This window comes from Rhizobium sp. 01N447_2 (genome assembly GCF_056399245.1).
In genome coordinates, this window is the sequence record NZ_JBFTQY010000030.1 from 1 (window position 1) to 22750 (window position 22750).

Genomic DNA, 22750 nt, shown 5'->3' on the forward strand with positions numbered 1-22750 from the left:
GCCCTATCGTCACTTCCTGCGCCGAACGCTTCCCTTCTTTTCCGATGCGACCATCGGCATCGTTCAAACGCCACAGCATTTCTTCAACACCGATCCGGTGCAAACAAATCTCGGTCTCGAAAATATCTGGCCGGACGAGCAGCGTTTGTTCTTTGATGAAATTGCACCGAGCCGAGATATCTGGGACGTCAGTTTCTGCTGTGGGTCGTGCTCAATCGCGCGACGCAAGGCGATCGATGAGATTGGCGGGTTTCCAACGGAATCGATCACAGAGGATCTGTTGACCACCCTCTCCATGCTCAACAAGGGTTACAAGACCCGGTACCTGAATGAGCGCCTGTCGATGGGATTGGCCGCTGAGAATCTGACCGGCTATTTTGTACAGCGCGAGCGCTGGTGTCAGGGGGGAATTCAAACACTCTATCTTCACAACGGCCCACTGCGCGGACCTGGTCTGTCACTTTTTCAACGCATCATGTTCCTTCCGCTGTCGTGGTTGGTGCAGTATCTGGTACGCTTTACGATATTGATCATCCCGATCATATATCTCTGGTTTGGCTTGCTGCCGCTCTACTTCACCAACGCTGCGGACTATATCTCCCATCAGGTGCCGTTGCTGGCGGCCTATTTCCTTTTGATGCTCTGGATAACACCGACCCGATATTTGCCTGTCGTATCGAGTGCCGTCGGGGCTTTTTCGACGTTTCGGATGTTGCCAACCGTTATTTCCAGTGTGGTGCGCCCCTTCGGCAAGCCATTCAGGGTGACCCCGAAGGGCAGCGGCAACGAGGCGATCGGATTTGATGGATACAGCCTTGCCTGGATAGCGGCGTTGATAGCGGCGACGGCCATCGGTCTTGTCATCAATATCGTGCCTGAGACCTCTCATATCGAGGCGCAGTTCTCGCCGATTGCGGTTTGCTGGTCGGGCATCAACATTCTCGTTCTCGCCATTGCGTCCTTGATCTGCTTCGAGAAACCGCGACGGCTCTTCAATGCGTTCAAACTTGACGAAGCGGTTCACGTCGACGGTGTTTCCGGCCGCATAGTCAGTCTGGCGCTCGACAAGGCAGTCGTTGCCGTGCCGCCGGAGACGCGCTTTGCATCCGCCGATGTCACGCTGTCGCTCGAGGGTTTTTCGCCCTTCAAAACCGAACTAAGGACGGTCACCCAAAGACGAAGGAGCCTTGCTCGCTTAGGCGACAAGGAGGCCTTCTACCTGCACCTCTTTTTCGATCTTAGCGGTTCGCCCCGCGATAAAATGATCGTGAAACTTTATACCGGGCGTTACTCCCAGGACGTTCGTGACATTGACAAAGTCGCTGTCTCGATCAACCTCCTGCTTCGGACATTCGGTCGGACCCGGACGCTTTGAGCGAGGTGTTTCCCGGCCCGGCAGTCGGCCAAAGGCCAGGTCGGCAAGCGGTCAAGAAGCTTACTGATCTCAGCCGAACCTGCGTGAGTATTTCGGGTATCTCTCAATCGAGAAAGATCAGGCTTGCGGCGCCAATCAAGCCGGCATGCCTACCGAGTTCGGCACAACCGGCACGTCGCGAAAAGCGGGCATCGCTCGTTCCTGGATGGTGGCCTCGAGCGGTTTGCGAAGGAGATCATAGCCATGGGAAATTCCACCGCCCATGACGATCATGTCGGGCGAGTAGAGATGGAGCAGATTGGTAAAGCCGATGCCCAGCCAGCGGGCTTCCCTGCCAATCAGCGCAAGTGCCGCTTCGTCACCGCCGCGCGCAGCCTCGACAACGTGTCGACCCGTGACCTCGACGTCGTGGGACAGGGTTCGCAGCGCCGAGCCGTCGCCTGGCTTTGTCAGAGCCGTCGCATGCCAGCCGAGCGCCGTGGCCACCGCCTCGAAGCAGCCCACCGCCCCGCAATGGCATCGTTCGCTCTCGAGGTCGCGCCGCGGCCGGCGCCGAAACGCCATTCGCCGAGAGCGGCGGCGTTGGCATCGTTCTCCAGCCGCACAGGCAGGTTCGACCGGTCCTGAAGAAGGCGCGCGAGGGGGACTTCGCGCCAGCCCGGTAGTTCGTCAGGGGCCCGCAAGAAGGCAAAGCCGATAAAGCCGGACAGAAAACCACAAATCCTGCACCAGGAACCAAACCTTCCGTCCGCGCCAAGCGGCCGTCTAAAGCCAGCCTGAAGAGAATCCTGCGCGTCGTAATCCGGTTACAACGGGCTTGCATCGGCGCATGATGCTCCAGAGCAATCCGGTCCGATAATTTTCAATCATGAGGACAACAGGTCCTTGGTCAATGCCGAAGTGATGTGGGCTTACCCACCACCCGGCCGGGCTATTTTCCACGGCATATGTTTGGTTGAACGACGGTTTGAAACCGTAAAGCCGCGTCATGCCGAGGTTCATTCGTGCAAAGTTGCGAACAGTCGGCACAACGATTTCCGGCGCGAACGGCAGCGAGGCGACGGCGACCCATGGTGCGATCGTGCCGTCGTCAGGCCCGAAGGGAGCCCCGCGAGCGATATAGTCGAAGTACTCCCGATCGACCCCTTCTGTCGTCCGCTTGCCCCAGCCAGGCCCGTCGCACGCTGTAAACCCCCAACAATGCTCGCCATACCCTGCAAAGTTCATCGGGTTGCGGATTGCATACTCCTGCTGGACATATGTCGCATGCCGGGTGTTTTCGAAATAATCGGTGTCATGCTCGCGCATGAACGCATCGCGTATGCCTCGAAAATCTATCCACATATGCGACAGCTGGTGGGTGAAGAGCGGTCCCGAATATAGCAGTTCTCGGCCGTAGATATTCCTCCATTCGTAGCTCTCGGTGTAGGCGGCATAAGATTCGGGCGGCAGCGGGTGAGTTGGGGATCCGAGACCAATGATGTAGAGAAGCAGGCCTTCATCATAGCCGCGCCATCGATAGGGGATGAAGCCGCTCTCCGGACGCCAGCCATGCGTCAAAGTTGCGCCGCCGTCGCGGGCCCAATTCCAATCGGCCCTCTCGTAAAGCGCCGTTGCGAGGCCGCGGATTTCCGCCTCATCGGCCGTATCCCGATCAAAATAAGTGGCAACGGTTAAGGCACCCGCAAACAGGAAAGCGGAGTCGATTGTCGACAGCTCGCATTGCCAAACTCGGCGGCCCGTTTCGATATCCAGAAAATGATAGAAGAAACCCTTGTAACCTGATGAATCCGGCTCGGGCCCCTGCGGGCATGCCATCAGGTATCTCAGGCGGCTGCGGGTGATCTTTGCCGCAAATTCGCGAATGAGGACGCCGCGTTCCACGACTACGGGGATCGTCGCCAGTGCCATGCCGATCGCCGCGATGCTGGCCGGTGCGTTGGGTTCCGTCTTGTCGCGGACGAGACCGTTGTCCGGGTTCGTGCAGTGGAGATAGTATAAGACAGTGGTGAACTGCAGCCGACTGAGATCGTGGTCCGTTGGCAAGCGGTCGAGATCGGCGTCGGTCGAGAGCGTTTCGGGCATGGCCGCTATCCAATGATAACGTGGACGTCGTGCGTGCGCGCGTCTTGCGCAAGCGGGACGCTCTCGTTCGCAACAGGTTCGCCATCCAGCGTGACGGATTGCACACCCCGGCCGATGCCCTTCGAGTTGTCGAAATGGATGCGGTAGGTCGCAGATCCATATCGGTATGCGATCTCATAGGCCGGCCAGCCTGCCGGAACGCAGGGTTCGAATCGCAGGAATCGCCCCTCCTGGCGAAAGCCAAGGATCGCCTCGAGCGCTACACGATAAAGCCAACTGGCCGATCCCGTGTACCAGGTCCATCCACCGCGCCCCGTGTGCGGGGGCGCGCCATAGATATCGGCGGCGACCGCATATGGTTCGACCTTGTAGCGTTCGACTTGATCCTTCGTTGCACCGTGATAAATCGGATTGATCAGGTTCCAGAGCTTCAATGCGAGCTCGCCGTCGCCCTGCAAAGCAGTCGCCCAGACCACCCAGGTTGCCGCATGTGTGTACTGCCCGCCATTTTCACGGATGCCGGGGACGTAGCCCTTGATGTAGCCGGGCTGGAGCACGCCGTCGTCAAACGGCGGGTCGAAGAGTTTGATCAGTCTGTCTTCTTGGCGGACAAGCCGGTCGTGGACCGCACGCATTGCCTGCGAAGCGCGTTCCGCATCCGCCTCGCCGGAAATGACAGCCCAAGCTTGGGGGATGGCGTCGATCTGGCATTCGTCATTCAGGGACGATCCAAGCGGCGTGCCGTCGTCAAAATAAGCCCGGCGATACCAGCCGCCGTCCCAGGCGTTGGCTTCAATGGCAATGCGCAAGGCTTCTACCCGTTCGCCGCACCAGGCGGCACGGCTCTGGTCCCCGCGTGACGCTGAAATCTCGGCAAATGATTTCAGCACCGTGAGATAGAGCCAGCCATTCCAGACACTCTCCCCCTTACCCCCAGCGCCGACTTTGTTCATGCCGTCGTTCCAGTCGCCGGTTCCCATCAGGGGCAGGCCATGGCTGCCCAGCCGGTAGCCATGCTCCAGCGCTCGGACGCAATGTTCATAGACAGTGCCGGACTGTTCGCTGGTCGCCGGTTGGTTGAAGTCTTCCTCCTGATCGTCTCTCAGCACCGGTGACGTGATGAAGGGAACAATCTCGTCAAGCAGTTGAGCGTCGCCCGTCGTGGAAACATAGTGGTGAACGACGAGAGGCAGGAAATACAAGTCGTCAGTGATCCGTGTGCGAACGCCGACGCCAGATGGTGGGTGCCACCAGTGCTGGACGTCCCCCTCCTCAAATTGGCGCGCCGCCGATCGCAAGATGTGTGAGCGGGCCTCGCTCGGCACGCTATAGACCAGCGCCATCACATCCTGCAGCTGGTCCCTGAACCCATAAGCGCCGCCGGACTGATAGTTGGACGTGCGCGCCCACATGCGGCATGCCAGAACCTGGTACACCAACCAGCGATTCATCATCAAGTTCAAGCCCGTATCCGGCGTCGAGACCTGGATTGAGTTCAGAATGTCATCCCACTGGCGGGAGACAGTCGACAGGCTCGCGGCCGCGCGCTCGCGGTCGGTATGCTCATGGACGAGCCTGCCGACCTCATCGAGATCAGCAGCCTGCCCAAGTATGAAGACAATCTCCCTGCTTTCGTTGGGGCGCAGGGATATATCCACCATCAGCGCGGCACAGGGATCCAATAGTGGGCCAAAACGTTCTGCCAGATCGGTTCGCCCCAGGGCCGCCGGCTGAAACACGGAACCGTATTTGCCCAGAAACTCCGTCCGGTCGGACGTGGCCGACCTTGCCGGCTGACTGGCGGCCGCAAAAGCCAGCCTTCCGGCAAAATCGCCGGCCCAGGGATTCCTGGCCACGATCGCACCTGATCTGGCGTCCCGCTCGCAGACGACCCGCGCTGCTGTCTGTTCACGCTGGGTTCCAAGCACCCACTCGGCGAAATAGATTGCGGTCACGTGCCGAACCCGGGTGTCCTCGTTGCTAAGCCTGAGGCGCATGATTTTGACCGGATCGTTGGGCGCGACCGATACCGTCAGTTCGTGACTGAGGTGTCGGCTAAAACTTGTATACCGGCTGTAACCTTGGCCGTGACGAACAGTCACGACTGCACCAGGACCGATCGGTAGCGGCGTCGGCGTCCAGATATCTCCGGTTTCCTCATCCCGCAAATAGAGGACCTCGCCCGGCGCATCCGTAACCGGGTCGTTCGACCACGGTGTTAGCCGGTTCATTTGACTGTTCTCCGCCCATGTGTAGCCAAGACCGGCTTCAGTCGTCAGACAGCCAAAATGCGGATTTGCGATCACGTTGGTCCAAGGCGCAGGCGGCAGGGCGGGGGCTTGGGGTTTGAGCGCGTCCACGCGCACCAAATACTCGTGCCCATCAGCTGTGAAGCCGCCGAGCCCGTTCCAGTATTGCAAATCTTCGGCTGGTTCAGGAGGCGGGGCTGCGGGGTGCTCGCTCAGCCGAGTGGTAAAGGTGGGTGAAAGAGGTGACCTGGTTGGGGAGAGCCGGTTGAGTTGATCGCCGAGTTCACCGCCGCTTCCCAGCAGGATGACGCGCGCCGCCGCGGCGATGGTCGCCAGGTGGTCGCTTTCGGTATCGGGCTCGGAAAGGATAAAGATTCCGCCGGGTTTGCCGATCATTTCGGCTTGCGGGCCCGACTGCAGCTTTTCGGCCAGCCGCTTGGCGCTTGCCGAACCGCCCTCATCAACTAGGATCAGGTCAAATCTCAAGCCCCTCCGCCGAGCGAAATCGTGAGCCATCGTTACCTGGCGAAGGAGGGCATGGTGCCTGTCGCCATTCGCGCGGACCAGCACGATGGGGAGGTCGCCGGAGATACCGTGAGCCCAGAGAGCTGCTCGATCCCACCGATCTCTCTGGAGAGCGGTCGCCTGCCGCATGGCCGGGTTCGCAAATACGACGCTCCCGGCCAGCCGATTGAACAGCGAGACATCGCCGGGCTTCAGGCCCAGCGTCTGGAGCTCGCTTTCGTATCTCCTTGATGCATCGGAGAAAGCTTGCTCGACTGCGTCGATCTCGGCGTATCTCTTGGCGATGAGCTGCACGGCCGACTGGTCGTCTGCCGCCCCCGTGACGAAGGCGATGCGCGCATCGGCGCCTGGCGCCAGACGAACCGTTCGCCGCAGACAGAAAATCGGGTCGAGGACAGGCCCGGTTGTTCCGGAGAGCAATGCGCCCGCGTCGAATGCCACCGGGTTGCCTGTTGTCCGGCCTCGACCAAGAAATCTCAGCCGATCGGTTTCATATTGGGCCGCTTGGGCAGGCTGCAGGTTCGACGAGGAGACGTGAACTGCCCAAGTGGCTTTCTCCCCGGCAGCACGTGGCCTGCGACGGGCAAACAAGGCGCCTGTCGCCTCGTCAAACTGCGTCTCCACGAAAAGCTTGGCAAAACCCGGATGCGCCATATCCGCGCTGCGATTGTACAGGCAGACTTCGGCATAGCTTGTCAGTTCGAGGGTTCTTTCCCGTGTGCCATGGTTCGTGACTGTGAGCATGCGCACTTCCACGTCCACATCGGGTGCGACACAGATTTTCGAGACGATTTCAATGTCGCCGGCATGACAGCTGAGTTCGGCCCGGTCTCCATAAAAGGCGTGCTCGTAGATATTTGAAGGGCGAAATAATGGCTGCCGCCCGATGGACCAGAGATCGTTGTCAGTCAGATCCCGGACGTAACAAAATTGGCCCCAACAATCGCGGGTGCTGTCCTCGCGCCACCGGGTAATGTCGAGGCCTTGCCACATTCCGTAACCAGCGCCCGCAGCGGTGACCAGGACACTGTATCGGTCGTTGGAAAGTAATGCGACCGCGGAACTCGGATTGAGCTCCGCGATACTATCATGGCGTGGCGCGTCGGCCGTGCTCGTTGCCACTGGAACCTCCGTTCGATTGCACAATGTTGCTCAAGCATTGTCCCCTTCGGTGGAGGTTCTTTGACGTGTTTTTGGCTGAGCTTTCGAGCCCCATTTCCAGCCGCTGATTGCCGGCATGTCGTCGCCATACTTCTCAATGTATTGGCGATGTTCGACCAGCTTCTCGCGAATTGCCTGTTTGAAATATGCAGCGCGCGCACCGAGCTGCGGCAGCCGGTCGATGACGTCCTCGACCAGATGGAAGCGGTCCATTTCATTCAGGACCACCATGTCGAACGGCGTCGTCGTCGTTCCTTCTTCCTTGTAGCCGCGGACGTGCAGATTGCCGTGATTGGTACGGCGGTAGGTGAGCCGGTGGATGAGCCACGGATAGCCGTGGAAGGCGAAGATGATCGGCTTGTTCTTGGTGAACAGCGCATCAAAATCGCGATCCGGCAGCCCATGTGGGTGCTCGGACGGGGGTTGAAGTTTCATCAGGTTCACGACGTTGATAACACGGACTTTCAGCTCCGGCAGATGCTCCCGGATTAGCTCAACCGCCGCCAGCGTCTCAAGCGTTGGAACATCCCCACAACATGCCATCACGACGTCAGGTTCACTTCCCATGTCATTGCTGGCCCATCCCCAAATGCCGAGACCTTCGCTGCAATGCTTGATGGCCTGATCCATCGTCAGCCACTGCGGAGCAGGCTGCTTGCCTGCGACAACCACGTTGACATAGTTGCGGCTGCGCAAGCAGTGATCGGTTACAGAGAGCAATGTATTGGCGTCCGGCGGCAGATAGATCCGGACAACGTCCGCCTTCTTGTTGACGACGTGATCAATGAATCCCGGATCCTGGTGGCTGAAGCCATTGTGGTCCTGCCGCCAGACATGGGAGCTCAGGAAGTAGTTAAGCGAGGCGACCGATCGCCGCCATGGAATGTCGTTGCACACCTTCAGCCATTTGGCATGCTGGTTGAACATCGAGTCGATGATGTGGATGAAAGCTTCGTAGCAGGAAAAGAAGCCATGCCGGCCGGTCAGCAGGTAACCTTCCAGCCAGCCCTGGCATTGATGCTCGCTGAGCACCTCCATCACTCTGCCATCGGGCGACAGATGATCGTCTTCCGGATAGATATCCGCCATGTAGCAGCGGTCGGTGACCTCCAGTACATCCTGCCAGCGATTGGAGTTGTTCTCATCAGGGCTGAACAGTCGGAAGTTCTTGCTGTCCATGTTCATCTTCATGATATCGCGGAGAAACTTGCCCATCACTCGCGCCGCCTCGGTGTGGGTTTGCCCGGGGCTTGGAACGGATACCGCGTAGTCCCGGAAGTCGGGCATTTTCAGGTCCCGCAATAGCAATCCGCCGTTGGCATGCGGATTGTCGCTCATCCGGCGTTGCCCCACAGGCGCCAGCGCCGCCAGCCCTGGCTTCAAGCGACCGCTGTCATCAAATAATTCCTCAGGGCGGTAGCTCTTCATCCATTGCTGCAGAATGCGGATGTGCTCCGGTTTGTCCATATCGCCCATCGGCACCTGGTGCGCCCGCCAGTAATCCTCGCACTTCTTGCCGTCGATCTCGGGGGGGCAGGTCCAGCCCTTTGGCGTGCGGAAAATGATCATCGGCCACATCGGGCGTTTTATCTTGCCTTTGGTGCGGGCAGCTGCCCAGATTTCCTGGATATCCGCCACTGCTGTGTCGAGCACGCCGGCCAATTGCTGGTGCACGTTTTCAGGGTCACTACCCTCGACGAAATACGGCGTGTAGCCCATGCCTTCGAAGAACTTCCTCAACTCGTCCCGGGGAATGCGGGCGAGGAAGCACGGATTGGCGATCTTGTAGCCGTTCAGATGCAGGATCGGCAGCACGCAGCCGTCACGAGCGGGATTGAGGAATTTGTTGCCGTGCCAGCCTGTTGCAAGCGGCCCGGTTTCGGCCTCCCCATCGCCGACGACGCAGGCGACAATCAGATTCGGATTGTCGAACGCCGCCCCATAGGCGTGGCTGAGGGCATAGCCCAGTTCGCCGCCCTCGTGGATACTGCCGGGGGTTTCCGGGGCAACGTGGCTAGGGATGCCGCCGGGGAAGCTGAACTGCTTGAACAGCCTCTTCATGCCCTCGGCATCCTGACCTATATTGGGATAAACTTCGCTGTAGGTGCCTTCGAGATAGGCGTGCGCAACCAGCGACGGTCCGCCATGTCCTGGTCCGATGACGTAGATCATCTCTAGATCATCGCGTTTGATCACGCGGTTGAGATGCACGTAAAGCATGTTCAAACCCGGCGAGGTGCCCCAATGGCCAAGCAGTCGCGGCTTTATGTGCTCGCGCCTCAATGGTTCCTTCAGCAGTGGATTGTCGAGAAGATAAATCTGTCCGACCGACAGATAGTTCGATGCCCGCCAATAGGCGTCGATGGACTGTAATTCTTTCGTCGAAAGGGGGCCGCCCGTTGCCATCTTCGCGTGTATGGCGACCTTTGCATCTCGTGCCGTTTTGAGCGAAACCATGGGTGCCTCCTCCTCTGAGCCCAGATTGCTACGGTAAGATCTTCCAAGGTGAGAAATTGTCGAGTTTCTAACTGCGAGCGAATGAAGCGAGCTACAGATGCTTGGCGGAAGGGATGCTGACGGCAGGCACAATCTGCAGCGCGGTCGTTGTCGACCCAATATGCCATATGGTGCCTGTTTCAATCAGCCTGAGACGCTGGCCCGCCCGTTGCGGCTGCGGCCATCACTTACATCTCTACTTTTCTTGTATATCGCCCTGCCGTCGAAGCGGCTTCGCTCCCAGCTGTCTATGCGTACGAGCTAATACTCGCACAAAATGCATCGGAAGCACAGTTAAAATCGACGGCATCCGAGGTTTAATCCGAAGACAGAAGCCGATAGCGAAGGAAATCCTGCCGGCTTTTACCGACGATCCTCAGAGAAATGTTCAACCACTCGCCTCACGCCGCGGACACTTTCGGCAGCGACGCGCGCCGCCTTCTTGCACTCTTCCGTGTCGATGGTTCCCCACAGGTGAGCCACACCGTCGGTGACGGTCACGGTCGTGTCTTTTCCCAGAAGATCCGCATTTTCGCTGAGGCGTGTCGCAATGCTGCGACGGATGGCCTCGTCACCTGACGCGGTTTCATCCTGATCGGCCGTGACGATCGCCTTCAGAAGGTCCGCACGACTGACGATGCCAACCAGCACGCCGTCCCTCATAACGGGAATGCGTTTTATGTGATGTTCCTGCATCAATGCAGACACTCGCGCCAGTGACGTGTCCCCTTCTACGACGATCGGGTCGCAGCTCATGACGTCGGCAACTCTCCACGCGTTGCTCCTAACATAAGCTGTGGCTTTCTCTTCGGCGGTAAGGGCAGACATTCCGAGTTCGGCGGTGGCTTCCCGTCCCAACTCCGTTCTCCGCAGCAGATCGCCTTCACTGATGATTCCAACGAGGCGACCCGCATCGTCGATGACCGGGACACCACTCACGTGATTGGCAAGCATAATCTCGGCGGCTCGCCGAACGCTATTGTCAGGTGATACGCCGACAACCTTCGTGATCATCACATCTTTGACTAGCATCTCCGCACGACCTTCCCTCAAAAGGGCATCGAGGATCTGACAAAATAAACCTGTTGCGGGCGTTCGACAACCGAATTACCGGCGTTGCCGCGGCCCAGTCTCAATGCTCGGTCTCATACCCGGTTCACGGTCCACACCCATCCGCCATCCTCACCGCATTCCAACACCGCATCGTGGTAATCGCGCAGGGCGGCGGTTTCTGCGTTGTTGATGTATGTGATCGAACTCTCTGAAAGCATCTGCATGATCGTGTGAAGTCGTTCGAGATCGAGCGTCGCGTCCAGTCGATCCAGGAAGGCGAACTGCGGCGCCGCGATGAGAATGTTGATGAATGCCAGAAGTTGCTGCTCCTGCGGCGAGAGCAATATTTCCCAGTTTTGTTCGGTATTTAATCCGCCCGCCTGTTCCAGCACGTGTTCGAGATTGAGCTCGCGCAGGATCTGCACGATGCGGTCATCCGGGATTTCGCCTGCGCGCTCGTTGCGTACAAGAATCTGGCGCAGTGTCCCTGTCGGCAGATAAGGCCGCTGCGGGAGAAAGAGTATGTCATCGGCGGCTGGGCGAATGATGCGCCCGGATCCCTTGAGCGAAATGCCGGCCGTCGCTCTGAACAGCGCGGCCTGGGCATCTTGAGCCGGCCCTGTGATCAAGACGCGCGTTCCCAAGGGGATCGATATCGACACGTCCTTCACGATGGGGACACCGTTCGTGGCGTGCAGCAGGGTCAGATTCTCGTACGCCAGACGCTCCTTTCCCTCGACAATCTCGATACTCGCGTCCGCGGGTGTTCCTGATCGTTCGATAGCCTCCATCAGCGAGCTAAGCCGCGAGACGACCGCGGCGAACGTGGAGATGGACTGGAACTGGGTTATAACCAGCGAAAAAGCGCCCACCAGCATTGCGAAAGCTGCGCCGGATTGGGTGATTACGCCGAAGTCGATATTCCCTCTTATGTAGGCGGGAGCAATGATCAAGGCGGGAATGATCTGGATCAGCCAGTTGTAACCTGTGGTGAAGAATCCGACGTTGCGATTGATGGCGGTGACTTTGCGAAAATTGGCGACCGCGTCATCGAGGCGCCGCAGCAGACGAGAGCTCTGCTGTTCTTCGCAATGCGCCAGCATTATGGCTTCGGCGTTTTCTCGAACTTGTATCAGGCCGGAGCGGAAGCTGGCCTCCTTGTCGAGCTGGTCGTAATTCAGTTTGATGAGCGGTCGCCCAAGCGCGATCGTCAGGTACGACCCGCAAGCCGCATACAGAACGGCAACCGCAAACAGCAGGGGACTTATCGACCATAACACCCCGGAAAAGGCGATGATCGTCAGACTGCTGTTTAGGATCATTAGAATGAAGGATAGCGTCGTGACCGTGAATACACGCATGTCCTCGGCGATGCGCTGGTCGGGGTGGGTGAGCTGTCCCGAGACGTCCAGATGATAGTAGGCTCTGTCGGCGAGATATAAACTGACGGCCCGTCGCGTTAGGAATTCTCGCCAAAGCAGCGCAAGGCGTTCTTCAATGAACCGAGAGACAACCGCGACGATGGTGAATGCTGCAAAGACTCCGATATAAAATATCGCCTGCCGCATGAACTCGGGCGTCTGGCGATTAGCGATTGCTGTCATAAAGTTGCGGCCTACGTAGCTGTTGGCAACGTTCAGGCCGCTGAGCGTGAGGAAGAGTGCTACCAGCCCGGCAAACATCAATGCCGCTTTTCCGCCTACCTCGGAAGTCATGAAGACCTTGACCGCTCGCACGAAGCGAACGGCTGTTACCTTGAAGGGAACTTGCTGCGTGTCCATGGCAGTGGTCTTCCTCCATGGGTGATGCGCAAATTTAAAGCATAACCGCGCCTGGAACACCACTGCGCCACGTGTGCTGGAAGAAGCGAAATCAAGGAATGGATCGGCAGTAGGGTTTAATGTCAGTGCAGACGCGGGCGACGCCGCTCGCTGAGCTGGCGTCCGCGATTCCAGCGGGCGATGGTCTCCGGCACGGCGTCCGTTTTGCAAGGGGCGGGCTCGGCACTCATGCGGATCCGTTCGAGGGCTGCACTCGCCTTGGCGACATAGTCGAGCGCGGTCGGGTCGTCCGAATGCACTTGCTGGATCGCAGCGAAGACGGCCTCCGCTTCGGCGAGCCGTTTGCTGGCCGCAAGGGCGATGCCACGCTTGTAATGCGCCTGGATGAGATGCGGCCCGATCTCGCCGACCTGGCGGAAAGTCTCTGCGGCCTGCTCATATTGATGCAGGGCAAGCTGCGTGTCGCCAAGCCGCATCTGGATCGGTGTCGGATCGGGCGCTCGCTCGGTGAGAGCCTTGTAGGCAGTCAGGGCCTCTGTCAGCTTGCCTCGGTCGAACAGCAGATTGGCGAGCCCGAATTCCGCGCCGGTATGGCCTGGAGCGGATTGCAGAACCTGGTTAAAGGCGATCTCCGCCTTGCTGCGGGCTCCGTTGCGGTACATGTCGAGCGCCTGTTCGTAGACGAAACGAATGCTGCGCGGGTTGAGCACGCCATGCAGATTCTGGCCGTTGCGGGTGCGGAACAGGGTGCAGCTGATCCGCCTTTCCTCCACCCCGAACATATATTTGTAAGGTTCGTTTCCGCGCAGGAAATCGTAGCTCTTGAAGCCGTCCTCGATCGCCCGCCGGATGCAGTAACCGTGCAGGATAAGACCGGGAGACGGTGTCTTCCAGTTCTCGTCGCGGCCGGTGATATAAAAGAGGATCGCCTTCTTCTGCCGGTCGACGATATTTGCCAGCGCACCGAGCGGCTGGTCGCCATACCAAAGGACCGGCACGTCGAGATTGCCGCTGTTGAAACTGTCCATCAGCATCTCGCGCGTGGTGATGATCAGCCGTTCGGTCCGCTCCGCGCCCTTGCGGGTGCTCCACTTGGTCCGCCAGAGATTGAAGAGGATGTCCATGTCCCGATTGATGGTCTCGGCGGTTGCCATGGTGATCCGGTAAAGATCGTCGCCTTCGACCTTGCGCAGGAACCGCCGGAGTTTCTGGCGCGTCTGGCTGCTCATGCGCTGTTCGAGATAGTCGTCGAAGCTTGCCGGCAGGGGGACGATGGGGCAGATCGTGTTGTCGATATTCTCGCTGTTCTTGGGTGAGCTGTCGCGAAACATCACCTCCGGCCCCTGCAGCGCCTCGATCATCTTCTCGCGCCGCCCGGCAGGGCCGCTGAAATATTCGAGCTTCAGGTCGGTCCAGTTCTGATATTTGAGAAACGAAGCAAAGCCGGCAATGGCATGACGCTCGTAATCCGGTCTGACGATGAAGCCGGTATAATCGGCCGCAAAATTCCCGGCCATCATGATCTCGTCGTAGAAGCGCCCGGTCTTCTCGTTCAGATGCGTGATGAGACGCAGCGGAAAGAAGGCGACATAAGGTGCTCCGGGATCGCGCTCGCGAAGGGCGAGGATGAACCAGCGGCGCCGGCGGGAGAGATAATTCTTCAGCCATATCCAGGAGAGGAAATGCTGCGCGTCGGGATCTTCCATGAAGACCTGATCCCAGTTGTCGCGGACCGCCTCGAACCCGGCAATGGTGTCGATGATATCTATGCGCATGCCGCCCCCAATACCCCATACGTCACTCGGGAGGTTTCATTCTAATGGGAAACACCGATCTTCAAATAAACCGTCCGGATGATTTGCAGGGCTTAAATATGATTAGTCCTGAGCCGGCGCATAACCCGAAATCGGAATTGGTTTCGGCAAGAAATCATCCGTAGATTCAAAGTGATAGAGTGCAACCCATCCCGATGGATCCTGCGCTTCAATGTGCATCGCCCGAAAGTGCGCAGCGGTTTGGAGGACACGACATACATAAGGACTAGATCAGAGATCACCGGAGATCTGCGGGCTCGCATGGATGAAGGCCCAGAGCGTTCGGCTGATGGCGACGATTTCGGCGATGGACTTTTCCAGAAGGTCGATCTCGCGCGCGTCCATCTGCTCGATCTTGCCGTAGCGGATCTCCTTGTCGTCCTCGACGAGCCGCATCAGCTGCGTGCTCGAGATCTCTCCCTTTTCGTCGAAGGAATAGATGCAGTGATTGTACTTGTTGCGTGTCTTGGATTCTTTCTTCAGCCGCGACATGGCCGAAAGGATAGCCTTTCGGTCGGAAGGAGAGGTCGAAGCGAGCTTGGAAAGCCGTTCGATGAGATCGATCCGGGCGCGCGTCGTGTTGAGCGTCAGGAACACGACGATTGCTGCATCCTTTTCGACCCGGAGAAGATGGGCGATGATATAGATCAGCAGGCTTTCGGTGTTCGTCCAGACATAGTTCAGGCGGCCGACCCGCAGCAGGACATCGGACATCGCCGCCATGCTTGACCCTTTCTCCCCGGAGGGGATTCATCCCTCAAGGGATGACATGTGGACATTACATCAGACATCGGGCAAGTCCGCCATATTTACCGGGACCGCCCACGCCCGATCGCGTGCGATCAGCGTTCCTTAAAAGCCCGGGACATGCTGTCGGTGATTGGTTTGCTCAGATATTCGAAGAAGGTGCGTTCCGACGTCTGAATCAGCACTTCGGCCGGCATACCGGGAACGGGATGGAAATTGTGCACCCGCGCAATCTCGGAATCGGGTATTCCGACGCGGACGATATAGACGTCCTTGACCGAAGCTCCCGAATTTTCCTCGATCGAATCGGCTGAGACGTAGAAGACCTTGCCCTGCAGAACAGGGGTCGTGCGCCGGTTGAGCGCCGTGAGGCGGATCGAGGCCGTTTCTCCCTCATGCAGCTGATCGATCGAGGTGCGCAGCACCTGCGCTTCCAGGATCAGCGGCACATGCGCCGGCAGGATCTCCATGATCGGCTTTCCTGTGGTGATGACACCGCCGGCTGTGTGAAAATAGGAGCGCACCACCGTGCCCGACACTGGCGAACGGATAGTGGTGCGTTCGAGCACGCCGGCGGCCTCGCGCATCTGTTCGCGCACACTGTCCAGATCGGTTTCGGCGGTCTCGAGCGCATCGAGTGCCGCCTGCTTGTTGGAGTTGACCGCGATGACGGCTTCCTGACGGAATTTGGCGATCTCCGCCTCGCTTTCGTTGAGCTCGCCGTTCAGTCGAGCAATGTCGCCCATCGCATCGGCGATCGCCCGCTCGATTGCCAGCAGATCCGTCTTGCGCATGTAGCCGACCTTGACCAGCCGAGCCTTGGAGTCGCGTTCCTCGGTCAGCAGCGACAGCTGCCTTTCGAAGGATTCTCGCTGGCCCCTATAGCCGGCGAACCGGAATTCGAGCGACGCGATGTTCTTCCCGATCAGATTGAGCTGCTCTTCGAGCTTGATCTGCTTGCTGTGGAAGACGACGTTCTGGCTTTGGATGATCGCGTTGATGTCGGGATCGCTGGCCTCCTTCGTCACGATATCGGGAAGGCGGAATTCACGCAGGCCCTGCGCTTCGGCACGGAGCCTTGCGACAACGGCTTCCAGGCGCAAGCGGCGAAGCTGCAGCATTCTCTCGTTTGAGCGGGATGCTGTGGGATCGAGGGTCAGCAGGATGTCGCCTTCCTTGACCGTATCGCCTTCGCTGACGCGCATCTCCCTGATGATGCCGCCTTCCAGATGCTGGATAATCTTGTTGTTGCCGGTCGCGACGAAGCTTCCCTGCGCGATAACGGCGGAGGCGAGCGGCGCCGTCGCCGCCCAGAAGCCGAAGCCGCCGAACGAAGTGAAGAGTACCGTCAGGCCGACGATGCTGTGCACACGGATCGAGCGCGGCACGTCGCTATACCATTCGAGCTGCACCGGACCGGCCGTCTCCTGATTTTTTCGTCCCATGTCGTTCATCCTTCGATGCGCGGTGCTTGTTGACTACTATTGCCGTTGTTCTTGGAAAGCGCCTGCAGCACCTCGATCCTTTCCCCGAACATGGCGACAGTGCCCTCCTTGAGCACGAGGATCTTGTCGACGCATTGGAGAAGGGCTGGGCGCTGGGTGATGGTGACGGTGGTGATGCCCTGCTTCTTGGCATGGATCAGCGCCCTGGCAAGCGCAGCCTCGCCCTGAGTATCGAGGTTCGAATTCGGCTCGTCGAGGACGACGAATTTGGGGTTGCCGAAAAAGGCGCGGGCTAGCGCGATGCGCTGCTTCTGGCCGCCCGAAAGCGGAGCGCCATCGGCCGCCACGATGGTTTCGTAGCCCTGCGGGAAGCCGGCAATGAGCTCGTGCACGTCGGCCAGCACCGCGGCTTCGTAGATCTGATGATCGTCGACGTCGTCGCGCATGCGGCAGATATTGGCCTTGATCGTCCCGGGAAAGAGCTGCACGTCCTGGGGCAGATAGCCGATGCTTTCGCCGAACTGGCGCTGGTCCCAGTTGCGCAGATCCATCAAATCCAGCCGCACATTTCCCGATGTCGGGACGATCGAGCCGACGAGCATCTTGCCGAGCGTCGTCTTGCCGGACCCGGAATTGCCGATGATTGCGAGCGATTCCCCCTTCCTGAGCGAGAAAGAGATGCCGTTGAGAATGACCTTCTTCTGCGGCGGCGGCACGAAAAGAATGCGTTCGACATCGAGCCGGCCTTCGGGATTGGGGAGGCGCAGGCGCGGGAAGTTCAACGGCGAGTTCAAGAGCAGGCTCTTGATCCTGCCATAGGCGGCGGCCGACCGGTTGAACTGGTGCCAGCCTTCGATGGCGCCTTCGATCGGCGCCAGCGCGCGTCCCGATATGATCGAGGAGGCAATCACCATGCCGCCCGTCAGCTCGCCCGAAAGCGACAGATGCGCGCCCCAGCCGAGCAGGGTGACCTGGGTGATCATGCGGCAGGCCTTCGATATGCCGGAGAAGATGATGTTGCGGTCCTGCGCCTCGACTTGCGATTTCAGCGAGCCCGCCGTTTCCCGGCCCCACATCTTCACCGCCTCGGGGATCATCGCCATTGCGTTGATGATCTGCGAATTGCGCGACATGGAATCGAGGTGGAAATTTGCCCGGCTGAGATAGCCGTTGGATTCGGCGAATTGCCGGGCGGTGAATTTCTGGTTCAGATAGGCGATGAAGAAAAGCACCGCGCAGCAGGTCATGATGATGATGCCGAGATGCGGATGCACGAAATAGACGACGACCACGAAGAACGGCATTAGCGGCGCATCGAGAAACGCGATCAGCGTGCCGGATGTCAGGAAGCCCCGCAAAAGCTGCAGGTCCTGTAGCGTCTGATAATCCTTGCCGCTGCCATGCAGCGATGCTCTCGCTGCAGCGCTGAGGATCGGCGCGCCGAGCTGCACTTCGAGTTCCACCGCGGTGCGCATCAGGATGAAGCGCCGCACCGAATCCATGAAGGCCTGCAGCAGCACGGCGCCGATCACGGCGATCGAGAGCATGACGAGCGTATCGATGGAGCGGCTTGTCAGCACCCGGTCGGATATCTGGAAGAGATAGAGCGGGATTGCCAGCAGAAGGACGTTGATGGCGATCGTGAACATCATGACGACCACCATGTTGCGCCGCACCGCCGCCATGCCACGCGAGAGGCTGGCGGCGAAATTCACAGGCTCGCTGCGCTTGTGAAAACCGCCGCCACTTCCGCCGCCCCCGCCCCCGTCGCCCCCGGGATCGGAATCCTTGCCATTTCCGCCGCCGCCGGTGCGCAGCCGCCTGTCGTTCTCGCTGATTGGACCGCTTTCGCCTTCGATGGTCTTGCCGAAGGGCATCGTCGGGCTCGATTTGAGCTCGGTCTTCTCTTTCGGCAGTTCGAGGGGCACCCGCGCTTCGATCCTCGGTTGGGCCGGTGCTTCCATCGGTTTTGCTGTCGCCGGGCTCTGCACCGCCGCGGCAGGAGGTGCTGTTTTCACATTCGAGGCTTCCGGCGTCACCATTTTCTGCGTCAGCGGCGGCTGAGTTTTACTTGCGCCTCCGATATCGGCAGCCTCGCGTGCCGCAACTTCGACCGTCTTCTTGCCCCCATCGGGAGACGAAACAACGGCGCCGCTGAGCCTGCGAAGATTCTCGACCGCCTGGTCGATCGCGGAGATGCACACATCGCTCATCGCAGCCTCCGAGGGGGCAGCGGAAGGAATATTGCCCGACCTGAGATCGAGGGCGCTGCCCGCCGCAAAGATTTGTTTTGAAATCTGGTTCATCGTGGTTCCTCCGCAATACTCAAGGTCACGCGACCATGGCTTGCATTACGTCGGCGGGGTGCGCCGACGACCATGAAAAATCATGCCCGGCATTTATGACGCCGTCCGCAGAATCGCTGCCCCCCGGATCGTCGTTATCGAGAAAGGCAATGACTTCGTTGGCGAGCCTGTCGTCGGCCGGCTGCGGCTCGGTCGTGTCATGCTCCACCAGCCCGCCCTGAATGAGGATGGCGTCTGAATAGAGCTGGCCTGCCAGATAGGTCGTCTGGCCGAAACTGTCGTAGTCGACGATCTCGGCGATGTTGATGACAGCATTGCTGCCTGTGTCGATCGTTACCGTTGCATCGGGATTGATGTCGAGGATGGCCGATGCCGCCTGAGTCACATCATCGGAATCGCCGAGAATGCTGACCTGCTTTATGATCGTCATGTCGTAGAGATTGCCGGTGATGTAGAGCACATTGAGACCGGCATATCCCTGGAAATTCACGTCGAACGACAGCCCTTCGGGCATATTGGGATCGCGGTCTTCGATCGCCTTCTGCGTCTCGACAATATAGTCCGGCATGGCCGCGAATGGGCTGTCCGTTCCGACATTGTGGATTGAGGCGAAATTCCAGATCAGGTTGTTGCCCGTCTGTATGTCGGCGCCGTCTTCGGCCCGCACCCAGTCATTGTCGTAGAGCAGCGAGATCTGCGTGATGCTGTTGATGTCGAGCACGTTGCCGCCGATGATCACCAGATCATACTGCATGCCCATCCCGAAAAAGGAGGAGAAGTTGATGGAGGTATTGCCGCCCGTCAGAACCGTGGTTTCGGATCCGGAGGTGGTGACCGTCATCGTGTCGTTGTCGCTGACGAAGTGATATTGCTCGATCCACTGTACAACGGAGACGTCGCCGTCGATGACGCTAACGCGCCAGCTGCTCGGGAACGTCGGCTCGGCAGCATCGGTGTCGGCGTGGCTCGATGCTTCGAAGGTGCTGTGTTCGAAGAGGGCGATATTCTTGGCGACCGTTCCCGCCTCCTCGGCCGAATGGCCGGATGCGTGCAGCGCCGAGGCGAATTCGTCGTGATCGCTGTAGACAAAGGTCTGGGAGATCGCGTCGACCTGGTGGTAGTTGCCCATCACCGCGGTGACCGAGGCGATGACGCCGGTATTGATCACTGAGGCGACGTTGACAAGGAGATTTGCACCGGCGGTCACATCAAGGCTGTTGCCAGTCGGGTCGGTCTGCTCGACGGATGTATTGTTGTCGTCGGGTTCTTCCTGGAGCTTGGCGAGACCACGGTCGGGCAGGAAGTCGTCGAGGACAGGTATATCGGTCTCGGCCTTGCCGTTGACGTAGACGGTGTCGTTGACCTCGGGATCGACGCGGACGAAATTATGCGTCGCGTCGGTGCCGAGCGAAGTTGTGCCGCTGTCCTCTGTGTTCTGGGCATTCTGAATATAGCTTTCGAGATCCTCGGCGATCTTCAGCGCGCCATCATAGGTGTCGGTTCGGTGGAGGCTCGCAAAAGGCGTGAAGATCTCGGCCTTGGTGCTGAGGTCCGCGAGCTGCTCGATGACGAAACTCGTGTCTCGCGGTGCATGGACGCTGCTCGTCATATCGAGATAATCGTCGTCGTAGAGGACGTTGACCTGGATGGCATGACTGATCGCCGAGCCAGGCCCGGCAAAGACGGTCAGTTCCGGCTCATCCGTGAGCACGATATCCGTAGGATCGCCGAAATGCGGTAACGGGATATCCTTTGCGGCAATCGCCGCCAGCTTCTCGAGACTGTCTTCGAAGACGCGACCTAAATGGCGTGCCGGACCATACTCGATATCGTAACTGCCGCTTTTGTAAATGACGCCCGGATCATAGTCCTTGAGCTGAAGATCGGAAGAGAAGGCAGCGGTATAGGCATCCTGATCCGGCAGAGCGGGTCCATCCGCGCCCGGTCCTGCGCCTTCAGCATAGTTGGTGCGCAACCTCATCTCGTCGGTCGTCATCTCGAAGAGACCGATGAAGTGCGCAATGATTTCCGAAATCTTCTCGATATGCATGGTTCGGCCCTCCCATTCGAAATGACGATCGGCCTTGCGGGTGCCCCCTCGTTGGGCGCCGTGGTGTGGTCGTCAAACCGTTTTCAAGCAGTCAAACTGCACCGGCCGGGCCGGTGCAGTTCGTCTTGGTCGTTGGAGGTCCGTGTCAGGTGCTGGTATCCTCGCCGACGTCGGAGACATGAGAATTGCCGCCGATGACGCTGGAGTCGATTGTGTTGCTGAGCAGGTTCGCACCCTGAACAAGCTCGAGATGGAAGCCGGAATTGGCAAGGATTGCCGAAGCGTCGGCCGTGCTCGAGCCATTGGCATCGTCGCCAGCCTTGAGATCCCAGCCCTTGCCGTCCATCTCCATGCCTTCGGCACTATCGGCGTGGCCGCCATCGGCCTTCAGATGGTTCTCGGCCCCGCCATTGTCCATCTTGATGTTCCAGGCCTGGTCCTGGTCGGCCAGATGGTTCGCCTGGACGGCGCTGAAGCCGCTGTCGTTGCCCGCGCCGGACAGCGAATTGTTGAGGATGCTGTCAACGTCGAGAGTGAAAGAGAAGTCGTCGCCGAGGTTGAAGGTGAGGTCGTGGCCGGCAACGCCGAGGTTGTCGAAGTCCTTGACGTCTTCGATGACGGCGAAGTCGGTATCCGTCTTGTTGAAGCTGTCGGAGGTGTTGTTGCTGTCGGAGACCGTCTTGGTATCCGTATCCGTAATGGTCTTGATGTCGGTGTCTGTCACCGTCTTCGTGTCGGTGTCCGTGATCGTCTTGGTGTCGGTGTCGTTGTCGCTGTACGACTTGCTGTCATAGCTCCAGTCGTAATCGGTTTTGGTGTCGGTATCGGTGATCGTCGTGGTCTTGGTGCTCGTATCGTCGTCGGACTTGTTGCTCCAGTCATATTCGTTGTCGCGGTTGTCGCCATTATTGGCGGAGAGCTCGGCCTTGACGTCCACATCTACACTGTTGTCGGTATTGTCGCGATTGTCCCCATTGGCGACGCCGCCGACATAACCGGTCGAATCGTCTTCGATTTCAGTCGAATTGATAGCGCTGTTGGCAAAGCCGTCGGCAAGCGCCCCGACCTTGGTGATTTCGGTTTCGTCAGACACTGCAGTCCTCCAGAAAAAAACCGGAGCAGCTTTTCGAAATCCCTCTCATCTCAAATGGGATTTTACTCGCGCTCGCTCCGATGCGGTTAACATCGGCAGATGTATTCGATACGTGTCATCTGCAGCTTCATCGCGATTTGTTGATCAAATCGTTGGTATTGGGAACGTACGCACTCAGTACAAGGCCGCACATATCCGGCTCCTCATCCTGAGAAGGATAAGGAGTATTCAGGCTTAATTTTCGTTTGGGTTGCCCTAAATGGAGGCCATGTATCAAAACGCAAAACAATACACGGATTTTCCATGTCGCCACTTGGGTGACGATCACAGACTGCTGGAAAAAATGCGGATCCGATAGATACCAATTCGGGCTAAGGCGGATCTGCCATGCCTGGCTAGCCCTGGGTAGCCCCTGTCGCCGGAGCGCTAAGATCTCTTCGGCGGGAGGGTTGGCGGGCAACGAGAATCCGGGGCTCCCGGCATTCGCTGCCGGGTTGAGGGGAATCTCTTCCCCGTCCTATATCCGGCCACCCTGCATGACGAAAGTATGACAATTTGTACTGAAATATT

12 protein-coding genes and 1 pseudogene are annotated in these 22750 nt (G+C 58.8%); 1 reads left to right on the top strand and 12 read right to left on the bottom strand.

What is annotated here, in order from left to right:
* Window positions 1–1375: glycosyltransferase family 2 protein (locus tag AC1ECN_RS20555; RefSeq protein ID WP_477953954.1), on the top strand; the 1375-nt coding region annotated here is incomplete at its 5' end.
* 103 nt (window positions 1376–1478) lie between these two features.
* On the opposite strand, the pseudogene AC1ECN_RS20560 reads toward AC1ECN_RS20555, so the two are convergent.
* The 12 genes and pseudogenes from AC1ECN_RS20560 to AC1ECN_RS20615 all read right to left on the bottom strand — a co-directional run.
* A pseudogene (locus AC1ECN_RS20560) lies at window positions 1479–2049 on the bottom strand (ROK family protein); the annotation flags it as partial.
* A gap of 91 nt (window positions 2050–2140) precedes the next feature.
* Window positions 2141–3460 carry a glucoamylase family protein gene (locus tag AC1ECN_RS20565; RefSeq protein ID WP_130673320.1) on the bottom strand — a complete coding sequence of 440 codons (1320 nt, stop codon included), beginning with the start codon at window positions 3458–3460 and terminating at the stop codon, window positions 2141–2143.
* 5 nt (window positions 3461–3465) lie between these two features.
* Window positions 3466–7356 carry a GH36-type glycosyl hydrolase domain-containing protein gene (locus AC1ECN_RS20570; protein WP_130673321.1) on the bottom strand — a complete coding sequence of 1297 codons (3891 nt, stop codon included), beginning with the start codon at window positions 7354–7356 and terminating at the stop codon, window positions 3466–3468.
* A 30-nt stretch (window positions 7357–7386) separates the two neighbouring features.
* On the bottom strand, window positions 7387–9852 hold the full coding sequence (locus tag AC1ECN_RS20575; protein ID WP_130662548.1) for a phosphoketolase family protein: 2466 nt from the start codon (window positions 9850–9852) through the stop codon (window positions 7387–7389).
* Window positions 9853–10254: 402 nt separating this feature from the next.
* Window positions 10255–10923: a CBS domain-containing protein gene (locus AC1ECN_RS20580; RefSeq protein WP_130656681.1), complete on the bottom strand. Its 669-nt coding sequence runs from the start codon at window positions 10921–10923 to the stop codon at window positions 10255–10257.
* A gap of 113 nt (window positions 10924–11036) precedes the next feature.
* Window positions 11037–12725 (bottom strand): ABC transporter ATP-binding protein/permease, encoded by a 1689-nt coding sequence (locus AC1ECN_RS20585; protein WP_130673322.1) that lies wholly within the window; start codon window positions 12723–12725, stop codon window positions 11037–11039.
* Between the two features lie 122 nt (window positions 12726–12847).
* The gene (locus tag AC1ECN_RS20590) at window positions 12848–14500 is read right to left on the bottom strand and encodes a GNAT family N-acetyltransferase (protein ID WP_130662550.1); all 1653 of its coding nucleotides are present in this window, start codon (window positions 14498–14500) and stop codon (window positions 12848–12850) included.
* 270 nt (window positions 14501–14770) lie between these two features.
* Entirely contained in the window at window positions 14771–15262 is a 492-nt protein-coding gene (locus tag AC1ECN_RS20595; protein ID WP_018483139.1) for a hypothetical protein, read from the bottom strand.
* A 119-nt stretch (window positions 15263–15381) separates the two neighbouring features.
* Complete coding sequence (locus tag AC1ECN_RS20600; RefSeq protein WP_130662551.1) at window positions 15382–16731, bottom strand: HlyD family type I secretion periplasmic adaptor subunit; 1350 nt, start codon at window positions 16729–16731, stop codon at window positions 15382–15384.
* Between the two features lie 5 nt (window positions 16732–16736).
* The gene (locus AC1ECN_RS20605) at window positions 16737–19037 is read right to left on the bottom strand and encodes a type I secretion system permease/ATPase (RefSeq protein WP_130662552.1); all 2301 of its coding nucleotides are present in this window, start codon (window positions 19035–19037) and stop codon (window positions 16737–16739) included.
* Between the two features lie 25 nt (window positions 19038–19062).
* Complete coding sequence (locus tag AC1ECN_RS20610; RefSeq protein WP_130662553.1) at window positions 19063–21087, bottom strand: hypothetical protein; 2025 nt, start codon at window positions 21085–21087, stop codon at window positions 19063–19065.
* Window positions 21088–21232: 145 nt separating this feature from the next.
* A complete protein-coding gene (locus AC1ECN_RS20615; protein ID WP_018068705.1) occupies window positions 21233–22180 on the bottom strand; it encodes a hypothetical protein in 948 nt (315 codons plus the stop codon).
* Between the last annotated feature and the right edge of the window lie 570 nt (window positions 22181–22750).

Coding starts and splice junctions, on each gene's coding strand:
- AC1ECN_RS20565 (WP_130673320.1), bottom strand. CDS start 3,460: ATGCCCGAAACGCTCTCGACCGACGCCGATCTCGACCGCTTGCCAACG.
- AC1ECN_RS20575 (WP_130662548.1), bottom strand. CDS start 9,852: ATGGTTTCGCTCAAAACGGCACGAGATGCAAAGGTCGCCATACACGCG.
- AC1ECN_RS20580 (WP_130656681.1), bottom strand. CDS start 10,923: ATGCTAGTCAAAGATGTGATGATCACGAAGGTTGTCGGCGTATCACCT.
- AC1ECN_RS20585 (WP_130673322.1), bottom strand. CDS start 12,725: ATGGACACGCAGCAAGTTCCCTTCAAGGTAACAGCCGTTCGCTTCGTG.
- AC1ECN_RS20590 (WP_130662550.1), bottom strand. CDS start 14,500: ATGCGCATAGATATCATCGACACCATTGCCGGGTTCGAGGCGGTCCGC.
- AC1ECN_RS20595 (WP_018483139.1), bottom strand. CDS start 15,262: ATGGCGGCGATGTCCGATGTCCTGCTGCGGGTCGGCCGCCTGAACTAT.
- AC1ECN_RS20600 (WP_130662551.1), bottom strand. CDS start 16,731: ATGGGACGAAAAAATCAGGAGACGGCCGGTCCGGTGCAGCTCGAATGG.
- AC1ECN_RS20605 (WP_130662552.1), bottom strand. CDS start 19,037: ATGAACCAGATTTCAAAACAAATCTTTGCGGCGGGCAGCGCCCTCGAT.
- AC1ECN_RS20610 (WP_130662553.1), bottom strand. CDS start 21,087: ATGCATATCGAGAAGATTTCGGAAATCATTGCGCACTTCATCGGTCTC.